This window comes from Allobosea sp. RAF48, from assembly GCF_052114025.1.
In the GTDB taxonomy this organism is placed as follows: domain Bacteria; phylum Pseudomonadota; class Alphaproteobacteria; order Rhizobiales; family Beijerinckiaceae; genus Allobosea.
In genome coordinates this window covers 1-15924 of the sequence record NZ_JBFRDZ010000015.1, presented here as the reverse complement: position 1 = coordinate 15924, position 15924 = coordinate 1, and the positions used below count along the sequence as shown (strand labels likewise).

Here is a 15924-nt window from a genome sequence, read left to right as displayed (position 1 = left end):
ATCACCGGTTCACGCGTGATTCGGCAGGAAGAATATGCTAGCAGAGCGTCGTGATGCGGCGGCCTGCCCGGCCGGGGGGCTCACGCGGATGTCGCGGCGCAGTGGCGACGGATTCCGGTTTTCTTCATAGGGTGCGTGGCAAGGTGCCGCCCGACCGAAGGCATGAGCCGCCTCGGTCATAGCGACGGGCCTTTGAGCGCAGCGGGGCGCGATGAACGATATGACGAAGCTGTCGGCGGCGTCTGATCCGGCCGGCGCAAACCTCCTTGCCATGCTGGCCGGCGAGAAGCGCCCGGACCTGATCCGTGACGAGGTGCTGGCCGAGATCTTTGCGGCGACCGCAGCCGCTCGCCCTGACCATCCCGCTCTTGTCGATCGCGAACGTCGCCTCAGCTATGCCGAGGTCTGGGCCCAGGCCGGGCGGCAGGCGCGGGGCTTGCAGCTTGCCGGCGTCGGGCCGGGCGACATGGTCGGCCTGTGGATGCCGCGCGGCATCGATCTGCTCGTCGCGCAGATCGCGATCACGCGCGCGGGCGCGGCCTGGGTGCCCTTCGACGCGGATGCGCCGGTCGAGCGCATCGCGACCTGCCTCAATGACGCCGAGGCCAAGGGCATCGTCACCTGCGCCGGCTGGGCCGCCCGGGCCGAGGAGACGGACCGCAAGGTCTGGACGCCCGAAATCCTCGCCGCCGCGGCGGACGGGCATGAGCCGCCGGCGCGGCCGGCCGGGCTGACCAAGGAACACCCGGCCTATCTGATCTACACCTCCGGCTCGACGGGCACGCCGAAGGCGATCGTCATCAGCCACCGCAACATCTGCCATTTCCTGCGCTCCGGGAACGCGCTCTACGGCATCGGACCCGACGACGTCGTCTTCCAGGGCGCCTCGGTCGCCTTCGACCTGTCGATGGAGGAGATCTGGACGCCTTATCTCGTCGGGGCGACGCTTTTCGTCGCCTCGCCGGAGATGATGGGCGATGCCGAGAAGCTGCCTGCCATCCTCGACGAGGCCGGCGTCACCGTCATCGACACCGTGCCGACCCTGCTCGGCATCCTGCCGGCCGACGTGCCTTCCCTGAAGCTGATCCTGCTCGGCGGCGAGGCGCTGCCGCCGGCGATCGTGCAGAAATGGTCGAAGCCGGGCCGGCGCATCCTCAACACCTACGGCCCGACCGAGGCGACGGTCGTGGCGACCGCTGCCGAGGTCGTTCCCGGTGAGACCGTCACCATCGGCAAGGCGATCGCGAACTACACCGCCTATGTCGTCGGCGAAGATTTGCGCCTGGTCCATCCGGGCGAGCAGGGCGAGCTTCTGATCGGCGGGCCGGGCGTCGCCAAGGGCTATCACGGGCGCCCCGAACTGACGGCCGAGAAGTTCATCGCCAACCCGTTTTCCGGGCTGGCCGGCGAGGGCGACCCGGTGCTCTACCGCTCCGGCGATGCCGTCAGCCTCGATGAGAACGGCAACATTGTCTTCCACGGCCGCATCGACGACCAGATCAAGATCCGTGGCTTCCGCGTCGAGCTCGGCGAGATCGAATCGAAGCTCGCGGACGAGCCGGGCGTGGCGCAGGCGGCCGTCGTGCTGCGCACGGATGACGGCATCGAGCGGCTCGTCGCCTTCGTCGTGGCGGAGCCGGGCGTGGCGGTGGACGGTGCTGCGCTCAGAGCGGCACTGCGCGAGAAGCTGCCGCCCTACATGGTTCCCGCGCATTTCGAGGCGGTCGGCTCGCTGCCGCGCATGGTTTCCGGCAAGGTCGACCGCAAGATGCTGAAGGCGGCGCCGCTGACGGCGCCGAGCGCCGAGGGCGAACAGGAGCCCCCGCGCAACGAGACGGAAGCCGCCCTGCTCGATGCCGCCAGGCGCGTGCTCGGCGCAGCCAGCCTGCCGCTGGAAGCCGATTTCTTCGTCGATCTGGGTGGGCATTCGCTGCTCGCGGCGCGCTTCATCTCGATCGTGCGGGAGACGCCGGCCTATGCCGGCATCACGCTGCAGGATGTCTATGGTGCCCGTACGCTGCGTGCGATGGCCGCGCTGCTCGACGAGCGGGGCGCGGCAACGGCGGAGGACCTCTCCTTCACGCCTCCGCCGTTCCTGCGGCGCTTCCTGTGCGGGTTGGCGCAGGCTGCTGTGCTGCCGGTCATCATCGGCCTGTCGACGGCGCAGTGGCTCGGCGTCTTCGTCACCTACATGATCCTCTCGGGCGAGGATCTGCCGCTGCTCGGCCAGATCGCTGCCCTGCTCGGCGTCTACATCATGATCATCGTCGCGACCGGGCTCATTGCCGTCGCGCTGAAGTGGATCGTGCTCGGCCGGACCAAGCCCGGCGTCTATCCGCTCTGGGGCGTCTACTATTTCCGCTGGTGGTTTGCGGCGCGTGTCGCCGGCCTCGTCCATATCAAATGGCTCCAGGGCACCCCGGTGATGCGGTTCTACTGGCGCCTGCTCGGTGCCAAGGTCGGGCGCGACGTCGTCATCTCCGATTACGAGGCGGGCGCGATCGATCTGATCGAGATCGGCGACTTCACGAGCTTCGGCTCCAAGACCACCTTCGCCAATGGCGAGGCGATCGGCGACAAGCTGATCATCGGCCGCATCAAGATCGGGAAGGATGTCTCGGCGGGAGCTTCGGTCGTGCTCGGCCATGGCGCGGTCATCGGCGCTCATGCCGAGATCGGCGACCTCACCGCCATTCAGCCCGGCGTCCATGTCGGAGAGGCCGAGATCTGGGACGGCACGCCCGGCCGCAAGATCGGCACGGTCGACCTCGCCGCCCTGCCGCCGCAGGCCGAAGCCTCACCGGCGCGGCGCGCGCTGATGACCGTCTTCTACCTCCTGATGCTGATCGTGCTGCCGCCGGTCAGCCTACTGCCGATCTTCCCGGCCTTCTGGCTGTTCGACAAGATCGACGACTTCATCGCCGGCTGGACCGAGATCAGCTATCTCTGGTTCCTGCCGATCCTGACCTGGCCGACCGCGATCGGCCTCATCGCCTTCACCGTGCTGCTGATGGCGGGGTTGCGCTGGGCGATCCTGCCGCGCGTCACCTCCGGCTCCTACTCGATCCATTCCGGCTTCTACGCCCGCAAATGGACGGTGGCGCTGGCGACCGAGGTGACGCTGGAGACGCTCTCCTCGCTCTTTGCCACGATCTATATGCGGGCCTGGTACCGGCTGATGGGCGCGCACATCGGCAAGGGCGCGGAGATCTCGACCAATCTCTCCGGCCGCTACGACCTCACCGGCATCGGCGCGGGCAACTTCATCGCCGACGAGGTCGTCTTCGGCGACGAGGACATGCGCCGCGGCTATATGCGGCTCGACGCGACGCGCACGGGCGAGCAGGTCTTCGTCGGCAACGACGCGGTGGTGCCGCCCGGCGCGGTCATCCCAGACCGGGTGTTGATCGGCATCAAGTCGAAGCCGCCGGCCAATGACCGGATGCAGCCCGGCGACACCTGGTTCGGCTCCCCGCCGATCAAGCTGCCGACCCGTCAGAAGGTCGATCTCGGCGCGGACTGGACCTACAAGCCCTCCTTCGCCAAGCAGTTCGGGCGCGGCGTCTTCGAGGCGTTGCACACTTCCTTCCCGTCGATGCTGTTCATCACCTTCGGCACCATCGCCGTCGACATGGTGCTGCAGCAGAAGATCAACGAGGGCGACTGGCTCGGCCTTGCCCTGTCCTTCATGGCGGTCTCGGTGCTGATCGCCGTGGCCCAGGCCCTGATCTGCGCTGCCGTCAAATGGCTGATGATGGGCACCTACAAGCCGGTGATGAAGCCGATGTGGTCGTGGTGGGCGATGCGCACCGAGGCCGTCGCGGTGATGTATTGGGGCCTCGGCGGCAAGGTGCTGTTCGACTATCTGCGCGGCACGCCGTTTCTGCCCTGGTTCCTGATGCTGTTCGGCGCGAAGTACGGGAAGGGCGTCTGGCTCGACTCTACCGATATCACCGAGTTCGACTGCATCAAGGTCGGCGATTTCTGCACGGTCAACGCCCACTCGGCGCTGCAGACGCACCTCTACGAGGATCGCGTGATGAAGGTCGGCCGTGTCAGGCTGGGCAAGGGCGTCTGCGTCGGTGCCGGCGCGACCGTGCTCTACGACACCCATGTCGGCGACTACGCTCAGGTCGGGTTGCTGACCGTGATCATGAAGGGCGAAAACCTGCCGGCGCATACGCGCTGGGAGGGTGCGCCGGCGGTGCCGGCGAAGGCCTCGGCGCACTGAAGCTGGAGCGGTTCAGCGCGCCGAACCCCAGATCTTTCCTGCGGGAACGGCGCGGCCGGCCAGCGGCAGTGCCCTTTCCGCGTCGCCGAGTTCGCGGACATCGCCCTTGGGCAGGTCTCCGAGTTCGAGTTCGCCGATCCTGACCCGGACGAGGCGCAGGACTTCGGCCCCGGCCGCTTCCACGATCCGCCTGATCTGCCGGTTGCGGCCCTCGTCGATCACCATCTCGACCCAGGCATTGCGCGCGCCGTGGCGCAGCAGCGTGGCCGCGCGTGTCGTCAGGGTCTCGCCATCGTGCGTGGCTCCTGCCCGCAAACGGGCCATGAAGGCGTCGTCGGGCACCCGGTCGATCTGGACGTGATAGGTCTTCTCGACGCCGGAAGCGGGGTCGAGAATGTGCTGCGCCCAGCGGGTGTCGTTGCTCATGAGCAGCAGCCCCTCGCTCGCCATGTCGAGGCGCCCGACCGGAGCCAGGAAGGGCAGGTCGAGGCCGTCCAGACAGGCATAGACGGTCTGGCGCCCCTCAGGGTCGCTGGTTGTCGTGACCACGCCGCGCGGCTTGTTGAGCATCAGATAGACACGGCTTGCGGCGGAAACGGGCTGGCCATCGACCTGCAGACGCGCCCGCTGCGGGTCGATGCGCAGCTCCGGATGGCGGGCGCGGCGGCCGTCGACTGCGACGCGCCCTTCCTGGATCAGCTTCTCCGCCTGGGTGCGCGAGCAGTAGCCGAGCTTGGACAGGGCGCGGGCCAGGCCGACGCCTGCCGCGGTTCCGGGCGCGGGGCGCCTGCGGAAAGGTTTCATGATGAGCCTGGGCGCCGATGGCGCGGCCTGCCCGACGGATCGGAAAAGCTCCCGCCTGCTGCGGTGCGGCCGGTTCGGCCAGCAGGCGGCGGAGCCCGTCCCGACGATCGAGCGATGGTGACAGGGAGTGATCTGGTGTCTGTGGCTCGGTGCCGCGATTGCGCTGGCAGGGGCGAGCCGGCTCAACCCCGAAACCGCCGGCGGGCGGTTCGGGGCTAAAGTCCCGCGATGATGGGGCTCCCGGGGCGCCAGGAGCGCGAGGGGCAGGGCGCCAAGCAACTCATGCGGTCAGCTTGAAGCCGGCGCGGCGCGGTCTTGTCAATGGAGCGCGTGCAGCGGGGCGGGGTTTCGCCGCGGCCCGATCCGGCTTAAGAGCCGATACGCAACGCATCGGGCTCCCATGTCGCACAACAGCTTCGGTCATCTCTTCCGCGTCACCACCTTCGGCGAGAGCCATGGCCCCGCCATTGGCTGCGTCGTCGACGGCTGCCCGCCGCTGATCCCGCTGACGGAAGCCGATATCCAGGGCGATCTCGACCGGCGCCGGCCCGGCCAGTCGCGCTTCACCACGCAGCGCCAGGAGCCGGACCAGGTCCGCATCGTCTCCGGCGTCTTCGCGCGCGAGAGCGACGGCGTGCAGGTGACGACGGGCACCTCGATCGGGCTCCTGATCGACAATGTCGACCAGCGCTCGAAGGACTATTCGGACATCAAGGACAAGTACCGGCCGGGCCATGCCGATTTCACCTATGATGTGAAATACGGCATCCGCGACTATCGCGGCGGCGGGCGTTCCTCGGCGCGCGAGACGGCGATGCGCGTCGCCGCCGGCGCCATCGCCCGCAAGGTCGTGCCGGGCATGGTGGTGCGTGGCGCACTCGTCCAGATGGGGCCGCACAAGATCGACCGCGCCAACTGGGATTGGGAGGAGGTCGCCCGCAACCCCTTCTTCTGCCCGGATGCGAAGGCCGCGGCCTTCTTCGCCGATTATCTCGACGGTATCCGGAAGTCCGGTTCCTCGATCGGCGCCGTGCTGGAGATCGTCGCGGAAGGCGTGCCGGCGGGCCTTGGCGCTCCGATCTACGGCAAGCTCGATGCCGAGATCGCTGCGGCGCTGATGAGCATCAATGCGGTGAAGGGCGTCGAGATCGGCGAGGGCTTCGGCGCGGCCGAGCTTTCAGGCGAGGAGAACGCCGACGAGATGCGCGCCGGCAATGACGGGCGCCCGCTCTTCCTCTCCAACCATGCCGGCGGCATTCTTGGCGGCATCTCGACGGGGCAGGCCATCGTGGCCCGTTTCGCGGTGAAGCCGACCTCCTCGATCCTGGCGACGCGCGCGACCGTGACGCGAACGGGTGGCGAAGCCGAGATGTTCACCAAGGGGCGCCATGATCCCTGCGTCGGCATCCGGGCCGTGCCGGTCGGCGAGGCGATGGTCGCCTGCGTGCTGGCGGATCACTATCTGCGCCATCGCGGGCAGGTCGGCGTTGTGGAGCCGCGCTGGCCGTTTCAGGAGTGACGCTGCCGTCGTTCTCGGGCGAAGCGTAGCGGAGACCCGGGAATCTCTGGTCGGAAGAGGCGCTCATAGGCGAGTCTCCCGCGTCACGAGATGCTCGGGTCAAGCCCGGGCACGACGCGTAGCGGCTTGCATTTCAGCAATACTGAAAATGCGTCAATCATTCATTGCGGATGAAGTCTCGTCGTATTAGCTTGCTCGCATGAAGCTCGACGTCTGGCTCCGGCAGAACAAGATCGCGCGCAGCGCCTTCGCCAAGCAGGTTGGCCTGTCGCCGGCCAGCGTGACGGCGCTCTGCAACGACCCTGCCGCCTGGATCTCCCGCGAAAGCGCCGAGCGCATCACCGCCGCTACAGGCGGCGCCGTCACTCCCAATGATTTCCTCGGCCTGTCAGGGCCGCGCGAGGCTGCCATGTCCAACAACGTCGCCGAGACCATCGAAGCCTTCGCCCGCGGCGAGATCGTCATCGTCACCGATGACGACGATCGCGAGAACGAGGGCGATCTCATCGTCGCCGCCTCTCTCTGCACGCCGGAGAAGATGGCCTTCATCATCCGCAACACCTGCGGCATCGTCTGCGCGCCACTGACCGCGAGCGAGGCCCGGCGCCTGCGCCTCGATCCGATGGTCTCGTCCAACGACGCGCCGCTCGGCACGGCCTTCACCATCACCGTCGACGTCAAGCACGGGCTGACCACCGGCATTTCGGCCGAGCAGCGCACCAACACGGTGCGCGCGCTCGCCAACGGCAATATGGGCGCCGCCGATTTCGTCCGCCCCGGCCATGTCTTCCCGCTCATCGCCAAGGATGGCGGCGTGCTGATGCGCTCCGGCCATACGGAAGCCGCCGTCGACCTGTGCAAGCTCGCCGAATTGCCGCCGGTCGGCGTCATCTGCGAGCTCGCCAATGACGACGGCACGGTGATGAAGGGCGCGCAGATCACCGCCTTCGCCGAGAAGCACGGGCTGAAGCAGATCACGGTTGCCGACCTGATCGCCTATCGCCAGTTGCGCGAGAAGCTGGTCGAGCGGGTGCATTCCTTCCCGGTCAAGACCGCGTTCGGCGAGATGACGGGCCATGTCTACATCACGCCCTTCGACAACACCCAGCACTTTGCCTTCGTGATGGGCAAGCTGGGCGATGGCGAGAAGGTGCCCGCCAGGCTGCACAGGGCCGATGTGGTGGCCGATGTGCTCGGCGGCGCCAGCTCGATCCAATGCGTTCTGCGGCGCTTCCAGCAGGAAGGGAAGGGCGTCCTCGTCTATCTGCGCGACGGCAGCGCCGGCGTGCCGATCAAGAGCGTCGAGGAAGGCTCGGACGAGCTGCGCATCCAGCAATGGCGCGAGGTCGGCCTCGGCGCGCAGATCCTGCGCGATCTCGGAGTCAGCTCGATCGTGAACCTCGCCTCCTCGCCGCGCTCCTTCGTGGGCCTCAGCGGCTTCGGCATCGAGATCGCGGAGACCGCGCCACTGGAGTGAGGCCCGCTCAGCTGCCCATCAGCGCCCCGACATGGGCGGCCGCCGATCGCGCCAGCGCGTCGAGATCGTAGCCGCCCTCGAGCACGGAGACGACGCGGCCGCCGGCGTGCTTGTCGGCGATGTCGATCAGCTTCTGCGTCGCCCAGGCGAAATCGGCTTCGCGGAGATTGAGACTGGCGAGCGGATCGCGCCAATGCGCGTCGAACCCGGCCGAGATCACAACGAGATCGGGGCGGAAGGCATCGAGGCGAGGCAGGATCGCGATCTCGAAGGCCTCGCGGAATTCGTCCGATCCCTCCCCGGGGTGCAAGGGCACATTCACGATCGTGCCGTGGGCGCCGCGCTCCGACGCCGCGCCGGTGCCCGGATAGAGCGGCATCTCGTGGGTGGAGGCGTAAAGGACGCTCGCATCCTCCCAGAAGATGTCCTGCGTGCCGTTGCCGTGATGGACGTCCCAATCGACGATGGCGACGCGCGCGGCACCGTGGGCGTTCTGCGCATGACGGGCGGCAATCGCAGCGTGGTTGAAGAAGCAGAAGCCCATGGCGCGGTTGCGCTCGGCATGGTGCCCCGGCGGGCGCATGGCGACAAAGGCATTGCGGGCCTTGCCGCTCATGACCTCGTCCACGGCAGCGGTTGCGCCGCCGACGGCGCGCAGGACGGCCTCAATCGTGCCGGGAGACATGAACGTGTCGCCGTCGACCTGAACGAAGCCGGAAGCCGGGCTCGAATCGATCAGCGCCTGAGCGTAGGTGGCGGGGTGGCAGAGCGTCACCTGTTCGAGCGTTCCGAGCGGCGCCTCCACCCGAATCAGCGCCGCGAAACGCTCTGCTTCCAGAGCCTGATCGATCGCCTTCAGCCGTTCGGCGCATTCGGGGTGGCCGGGCGGCATGGCGTGGCCGAAGCCTGCGGGATGGGTGATCAGAAGCGTGGTCAAGCGGGTCAATCCAGACGATTGCTGTCAAAGCGACGGAAAGCGTGGCCCGTTTGCCACGCCTGCGCGCGATCAGGGCGCCCTAAGGGGAACTTGATTGCGCCTTGCCGGTTTGGAGCCTAGTGCTTCGCCAGACCGTCGCGCCTCGGGTATGACTTGGGCGATACGAAGCGTTAACTCTTGATTCATCATAAAGGGTGCCTTCGGGTCGCTCTGGTGGAGACTATGAAGAAGACCGTTTTCGTTGCCCTGGCGCTGTCGGCGCTGCTCGGTGCCTGCCAGTATAAGAGCGTGGCCGCTCCGGAGCTGTCAGCCCGCGACGCGGAATATATCGCGCTCGTCCCCAAGTTCGATACCTACCTTCCCTATCTCCCTTACGAGATCGCCGATCCGACCGGGCAACCGCCCGGCACGGTCTATGTCGATACGAAGGAGAAGTTCCTTTACCTCGTCCTGCCGAACAAGAAGGCGATCCGCTACGGCGTCGCCACCGGTGACGAGGCTTATGGCTGGACCGGCGAGGCCGTGGTGCAGCGCAAGGCCGAATGGCCGCGCTGGACGCCGCCGGCCGAGATGGTCAAGCGCTGGCCGCATCTGAAGCCGGTTGCGGGCGGAATGAACGGCGGGCCGGAAAACCCGCTCGGCGCGCGCGCGCTCTATCTCTATCAGAACGGCCACGACACGCTCTATCGCATCCACGGCACCAACGAACCCGAGACGATCGGCCGTTCGGCGTCGTCCGGCTGCATCCGGATGCGCAATATCGACGCCATCGACCTGTTCAATCGCGTGCCGGTAGGCGCGAAGGTCATCGTCGTCTGACTTTCGACGGCAACTTCAGGAATTCGAGCGGGCGGCCTTCGGGTCGCCCGTTTTCGTTACAGGCGGCCGTCACGAAAAAGGCCGGCGGGAGTAGAGCTCCGCGCCGGCCAGTTTAGGGTCTCGAAGGGAGGTTTCAGTCGTCGAAACCGTGGCGGAGCACACCGGGGAGTTCGGTCCTGCGTGCCTCGCCGTGCTTCTTCAACGCGCCTGACAGCTGCCTGGTTCCCGCAGCGACCGCCTGAATCGCGATCGGGCGGAACTGCGACGTGTAGTTTTCGCGTGCCGCGGCATCGTGGAAACTCTTGCGCACCTGCATCTGGGGACGGACGTCGTTTTGAAACATGGCTCCTGACTCTCTGATGACCTGACGCCGGAGGCTCTCGCCCGCCGACCTCGTCACCCTGCCGGCCGATCAGGACGGGGCCGGGGCGCGTCTGTGATTTGTTCGTGGCGATCTCGGGCCGTGAGCGGTTTCGGCCACATTGATGAACGAAAACAAAAAAGGCCGGGCGATCGCCGCCCGGCCTTCAAAATCGCACATGCCGTGGCCGTCAGGCGAACAGGCCTTCCGCCTTGGCCCAGTCCAGCGTCTTGTCGAGGGCGCGCTCGCAGCGGTTGAACATCTCCTCGGTCTCGGCCTCGCTGATGACCAGCGGCGGGCAGAAGGCGAGACGGTCGCCCATGGCGCGGGTGATGAGACCCTCCTGCAGCGCGAAGGCGACAGCCTTGGCGCCGACGCCCTTCTTGGTCTCGAAGGCAGCCTTGGTCTGCTTGTCCTTGACCAGTTCGGCGCCGCCGATCAGGCCGACGCCGCGGGCTTCGCCGACGAGCGGATGCTCGGCAAGCTTCTCGAGGCGGCGGATGAAGGTCGGCGAGACCTTGTTGACGTGATCGACGATCTTGTCGCGCTGGTAGATCTCCAGCGTCTTCACCGCGACGGCGCAGCCGACCGGGTGGCCCGCATAGGTGTTGCCGTGGCCGAAGGTGCCGATCTTGCGGCTCTGGTCGACCAGAACCTCATAGACCTTCTCGTTCATCATCACGGCGCTGAGCGGGAAATAGGCCGAGGTGATCTGCTTGGCGAGCGAGATCGTGTCGGCGTTCATGCCGTAAGTCTCGGTGCCGAACATCTTGCCGGTGCGGGCGAAGCCGGTGATGACCTCATCCGAGATGAACAGGATGTCATATTTGGCGAGGACGGCGTTGACCTTCTCGAAATAGCCCTCCGGCGGGGTGATCGCGCCGCCGGCGCCCATCACCGGCTCGGCGATGAAGGCGGCGACGGTGTCGGGCCCCTCGCGCAGGATCATCTCCTCGAGCTCGGCGGCGAGGCGCGTCGAGTAGTCCTGCTCGCTCTCGCCCGGCTCGGCGAAGCGGTAATGGTGCGGGCAGGAGGTGTGCAGGATGCCCGGCAGCGGCAGGTCGAAGTCGATATGGTTGTTCGGCAGGCCGGTCAGCGATGCCGAGGCGACGGTGACGCCGTGATAGCCCTTCAGCCGCGAGATGATCTTCTTCTTCTGCGGCCGGCCGAGCGCATTGTTCATGTACCAGACGATCTTGACCTGGGTGTCGTTGGCATCGGAGCCGGAGGCCCCGTAGAACACCTTCGAGATCGGAACCGGGGCGATCTCCTTCAGCTTCTCGGCGAGCTCGATCGCCGGGTCGTGGCTGCGCCCACCGAAGATGTGGGTGAAGGGCAGCTTCTTCATCTGCTCATAGGCGGTCTCGATCAGCTCCTGGTTGGAGTAGCCGAGCGAGGTGCACCAGAGGCCCGCCATGCCCTCGATATATTCCTTGCCGGCGGAATCGTAGACGTAGACGCCTTTGCCGCTTTCCATCACCAGCGGCCCGTTCTGCCGGTGGGTGGCGAGGTTCGTATAGGGATGGACGAGGGTCTCGATGTCCCTGACGGCGACATTCGACAGCATGATGGGCTCCCGGTTCTGTTTAATATTCTTGCCACCATAAGCCGAGATGGCCGCAAATGTTGAGCGATTTTGGCGCAGGGGACGGTAGACTCTGCCGCAGGGCGGCTGCGGAGGCAAAGAGTTCCGCCAGGTGTTTTTGGAGCCTGCCGATTTCATGCGGAAACACGCCGCCATCCCGGGCTTGACCCGGGGCCTTGCCGGAGCGCTACCGATCAAGGTCCAGGCAGGGATCCCGGATCTCAGCTTCGCTGCGTCCGGGATGACCCCGCATCCGTGAAAATGCAGTGCGCCGTGACAGGCCTCAGCGCGCGATCGGCGGCGGGACGAAGCGGCTGCCGAGTTCTTCCAGCATCGCGCCGACGGCGATCGCCGTGCGGTCCTCGCCGAAGGGCGCGATGATCTGGACGCCGAGCGGCAGGCCCTCGCGCGACCGCATCACCGGCGCGCAGAGCGCCGGCAGGTCGGCGCCGGTGGCGGGCGCTGCCCACAGCAGGAAATCGAGATAGGGTCTCGGCTCGCCATTCACCATCAGCCGGCGGGCATGGATGTCCGGGCCGTGGTCGTGCGGGATCGCGGCGACCGGAGCCGGCGGACAAAGCACGACGTCGTAGCGCTCGAAGAAGCGCGCCCATTGCCGCTTCTGGGCGAGCCGGCGATGGGCAAGTTGCTGATAGAGACCGGGCGTCATGCGCGCGCCGCGCGCCTGCAGCGCCTGATGTGACAGATCGTTCGGGCTGAAGCGCGAGGCCTGCGCCTGGATGCGGGCGCGCACCTTCGGCGGCAGGCCATAGGCCACGACGGCGTGGTTCAGCAGCGCATAGACCTCGAAAGCATCGGCGAAGCTCACCGAGGGGCGGGCTGTCTCGTCGACGCTGGCGCCGGCTTCGGCGAGGCGACGGGCGGCTTCGCGCACGGCCTCGGACACCTCCTTGTCGACGGGAGCGAAGGAGTCCTCGGCCCACAGCGCGATGCGCAGGCCCTTGGCAGTCCGGGCGCGCGGCTCAGGCAGGGCGGGAGAGGGGAGCGCGGCATCGCGCGGGCCGGCGATCACCGGCAATATGAGGTCGAGATCCTCTGCCGCGCGGGTGATCGGACCGGCCACCATCAGGTCGACATTGCGGGCAGTCCGGCGCTCGGGCGGAGGTGGGATCGCGCCCCAGGTCGAGACCAGCCCCCAGCTCGTCTTGAGCCCGAAGACGCCGCAGGCATGGGCCGGCCAGCGGATTGAGCTGCCGAGATCGGAGCCGAGCTCGAAGGCGCTCATGCCCGTGGCGACAGCGACCGCTGCGCCGCCTGAAGAACCGCCGGGGGAGCGGGTTTCGTCCCAGGGGTTGTTGGTCACGCCATGGACGGGATTGTAGCTCTGGAAGTCCCCGGAGAAGACCGGGRCATTGGTCTTGCCGACGATGACCGCGCCGGCAGCGCGCAGCCTCGCGACCGCGGCCGCATCTTCGGCAGGCACGCGCTCGCGATAGGCCGGCAGACCGCCTGATGAGGGCAGGCCGGCGACGTCGAAGGCGTCCTTGATCGTGATCGGCAGGCCTTCGAGAGGCCGCGCCGTGCCATTCGCGAACCGTTCGTCACCGACGCGGGCCATGGCGCGGGCGGCCTCGCGATCCTGCGCGACGATGGCGTTGAGATGCGGGTTGATCGCATCGATGCGGGCGAAGCTGGCCTCGAGCAGGTCGGTGGCGCTGAAGCGGCGCGCAAGCAGGGCCGTACGCAGGGCGGTGGCCGAGGCGGTCAGGTCGATGTCGGCAGCCATCCCGGCATCACTCCGCATCGACGGCGCGGGCGTGATCGCGCCAGAGCAGGACGAGCCGATCGAGCTCTGCGAGATCGTCGGGCTTCAGCTTGCCAAGCGTGCTGGCGACGAAGTCGCGCTGGCTGGCGATGCCAGCCTCGGCCAGCCGGCGGCCTTCGGCAGTCAGGTGCATGGCATAGGAGCGCCGGTCCCCGGCGATCGCACGACGCTCGACGAGGCCGGCCTGCACGAGGCGGTCGACCAGTCCCGAGACATTGCCCTTGGTGACATAAAGCCGCTCGGCGAGCTCGCTCTGGCTGATGCCTTCCTGCTCCGTCAGGGTCGAGAGCAGATCGAATTGCGGGATCGAGAGGCCGAGCTTGCGGATGCGCCCGGTCATCTGCATCAGCATGCGCTGATGCAGCCGCATAAAGCGGAACCAGACCCGGTCAGGCTCCGTCACCGCGTGCGGCACGCTTTTCGGAGCGGTCATCGCGTTTCCCCCCTCTGGAACGATCAGACCTAAACTATCCGGAGCCGTCAGGCGAGCCTTCGATAGTGCGACTTTCCTTTCGCGGAAGCACGTCGCTATCCTCTCGAAAACGATAAGCCTTCGGGAGGAACGCGCATGCTCGGCCTGATGCAGGATTGGTCCCTTCTGCTCCACCGGATCATCGACCATGCGGCGATCCAGCACGGCACGCGCGAGGTCGTCAGCCGGGCGGTCGAGGACGGCACGCTGCGGCGACGAACATATGCCGAGATCAGGGGGCGGGCGCTTCGCGTGGCCAAGCGGCTGCAGCGTGAAGGCGTCAAGCTCGGGGACCGGGTGGCGACGCTGGCCTGGAACAGCGACCGCCATCTCGAGCTCTGGTACGGCATCAGCGGCATCGGCGCGATCACGCATACGGTCAACCCGCGCCTGTTCCCCGAGCAGATCGCCTGGATCATCAACCATGCCGAGGACCGGCTGCTCTTCCTCGACCTGACTTTCGTGCCGATGATCGAGCAGTTGCAGGAGAAGCTGCCGAGCATCGAGCGCTACATCGTCCTCAGCGATGCCGCGCATATGCAGAAGTGCGGTCTCAAGGGCGCGGTCTCCTATGAGGACTGGCTTGCCGAAGCGGACGAGGATTTCGCCTGGGGGGTCTTCGACGAGAACACGGCTGCTGGTCTCTGCTACACCTCCGGCACGACCGGCGGGCCGAAGGGCGTGCTCTACTCGCATCGTTCCAACGTTCTGCACGCGCTCGCCTGCGCGGCGCCGGACTATATGGGGCTGTCCTCGCGCGACACCGTGATGCCGGTCGTGCCGCTCTTCCATGCAAACAGCTGGTCGCTGGCCTATTCCGCGCCGATGACGGGCGCCAAGCTGGTGATGCCCGGCGCGAAGCTGGACGGCCCCTCCCTGCATGAATTGCTGGAAGGCGAGGGCGTCACCATGACCGCGGCGGTGCCCACGGTCTGGCTCGGATTGCTGCAGCATCTGGAGGCGACCGGCGGCAAGCTCTCGACCCTGAAGCGCGTCGTCATCGGCGGCTCGGCCTGCCCGCGCGCGATGACGGAGGCCTTCGAGCGCAAATACGGCGTCACGGTCGCCCATGCCTGGGGCATGACCGAGATGAGCCCGCTCGGCTCCTTCTGCTCGATGAAGCCGGTCTACCAGCAGCTCGAAGGCGAGGCGCTCTACGATCTCAAGGTCAAGCAGGGCCACCCACCCTTCACGGTGGAGTTCCGGCTCACCGACGACGCCGGCCGGGACCTGCCCTGGGATGGCAAGACCTTCGGTCGCCTCAAGGTGCGTGGGCCGGCGGTGGCTGGCGCCTATTACCGGCGCGAGGACGAGGACATTCTCGACGATCACGGCTTCTTCGATACCGGCGATGTCGCGACGATCGATCCCGCCGGCTACATGCAGGTCACCGACCGCTCGAAGGACGTGATCAAATCGGGGGGCGAATGGATCTCCTCGATCGACCTCGAAAACCTCGCCGTCGGCCACCCCGATGTGGCCGAGGCGGCGGTGATCGGTGTCGCGCATCCGAAATGGGACGAGCGGCCATTGCTGGTGATCGTGCCGAAGCCGGGCCGCAGGCCCGGTAAGGAGGAGATGCTTGCCTTCATGAGCGGCAAGATCGCGAAATGGTGGCTGCCGGACGATGTCGTGCTGGTCGAGGCTGTCCCGCACACCGCGACGGGGAAGATCCAGAAGACGGCGCTGCGCGAGATGTTCAAGGACTACCGGCTGCCGGGCTGAGCCGCTGCGTCCCTGAATCGAAAACGGCGCCCTTTCGGGGCGCCGGGTCGTGTCGTATTGGGCGGGCCTTCCCGCCTCAGAACTCTTCCCAGCCTGCGTCCTGGGCGCGGCCATTGGCGACCTTGCGCGGGGCGGGGGCGGCCTTGGACTGGGCGAAGGCGGCCTCGGCGAGCTTGCGCAGCCGCTCCGGCTCGGCCGCCGGAGCCCT

General features: G+C 67.2%; 11 protein-coding genes. 5 read left to right on the top strand and 6 right to left on the bottom strand.

All coding sequences use genetic code 11. The features are described 5' to 3' along the window. Positions 1-220 precede the first annotated feature (220 nt). On the top strand, positions 221-4231 hold the full coding sequence (locus AB4Z10_RS23635; RefSeq protein WP_441472849.1) for a Pls/PosA family non-ribosomal peptide synthetase: 4011 nt from the start codon (positions 221-223) through the stop codon (positions 4229-4231). Between the two features lie 12 nt (positions 4232-4243). Here AB4Z10_RS23635 and AB4Z10_RS23630 read toward each other — a convergent pair whose 3' ends face one another. Next, entirely contained in the window at positions 4244-5035 is a 792-nt protein-coding gene (locus AB4Z10_RS23630) for a pseudouridine synthase (protein ID WP_441472848.1), read from the bottom strand. A 400-nt stretch (positions 5036-5435) separates the two neighbouring features. Between AB4Z10_RS23630 and aroC the strand changes: the two genes are divergently transcribed. Both aroC and ribB read left to right on the top strand, forming a co-directional pair. Then, positions 5436-6554 carry a chorismate synthase gene (gene aroC / locus AB4Z10_RS23625; protein ID WP_441472847.1) on the top strand — a complete coding sequence of 373 codons (1119 nt, stop codon included), beginning with the start codon at positions 5436-5438 and terminating at the stop codon, positions 6552-6554. 199 nt (positions 6555-6753) lie between these two features. After that, positions 6754-8031: a 3,4-dihydroxy-2-butanone-4-phosphate synthase gene (ribB, locus tag AB4Z10_RS23620; protein WP_441472846.1), complete on the top strand. Its 1278-nt coding sequence runs from the start codon at positions 6754-6756 to the stop codon at positions 8029-8031. Between the two features lie 7 nt (positions 8032-8038). Here ribB and AB4Z10_RS23615 read toward each other — a convergent pair whose 3' ends face one another. Beyond that, positions 8039-8968, bottom strand: a complete 930-nt coding sequence (locus AB4Z10_RS23615; protein WP_441472845.1) for a histone deacetylase family protein — start codon at positions 8966-8968, stop codon at positions 8039-8041. A 222-nt stretch (positions 8969-9190) separates the two neighbouring features. Here AB4Z10_RS23615 and AB4Z10_RS23610 point away from each other — a divergent pair, with 222 nt between their 5' ends. After that, positions 9191-9787 (top strand): L,D-transpeptidase, encoded by a 597-nt coding sequence (locus AB4Z10_RS23610; RefSeq protein WP_441472844.1) that lies wholly within the window; start codon positions 9191-9193, stop codon positions 9785-9787. A 133-nt stretch (positions 9788-9920) separates the two neighbouring features. Here the strand turns inward: AB4Z10_RS23610 and AB4Z10_RS23605 are convergent, their stop codons facing one another. The 4 genes from AB4Z10_RS23605 to AB4Z10_RS23590 form a co-directional block, all read right to left on the bottom strand. Further along, a complete protein-coding gene (locus AB4Z10_RS23605) occupies positions 9921-10130 on the bottom strand; it encodes a hypothetical protein (protein ID WP_441472843.1) in 210 nt (69 codons plus the stop codon). A 208-nt stretch (positions 10131-10338) separates the two neighbouring features. Then, a complete protein-coding gene (locus AB4Z10_RS23600) occupies positions 10339-11715 on the bottom strand; it encodes an aspartate aminotransferase family protein (protein WP_441472842.1) in 1377 nt (458 codons plus the stop codon). 301 nt (positions 11716-12016) lie between these two features. Beyond that, on the bottom strand, positions 12017-13480 hold the full coding sequence (locus AB4Z10_RS23595) for an amidase (protein WP_441472841.1): 1464 nt from the start codon (positions 13478-13480) through the stop codon (positions 12017-12019). A gap of 7 nt (positions 13481-13487) precedes the next feature. Beyond that, entirely contained in the window at positions 13488-13952 is a 465-nt protein-coding gene (locus AB4Z10_RS23590; protein WP_441472840.1) for a MarR family winged helix-turn-helix transcriptional regulator, read from the bottom strand. A gap of 135 nt (positions 13953-14087) precedes the next feature. Here AB4Z10_RS23590 and AB4Z10_RS23585 point away from each other — a divergent pair, with 135 nt between their 5' ends. Beyond that, positions 14088-15716 (top strand): long-chain-fatty-acid--CoA ligase, encoded by a 1629-nt coding sequence (locus tag AB4Z10_RS23585; RefSeq protein WP_441472839.1) that lies wholly within the window; start codon positions 14088-14090, stop codon positions 15714-15716. Positions 15717-15924 lie beyond the last annotated feature (208 nt).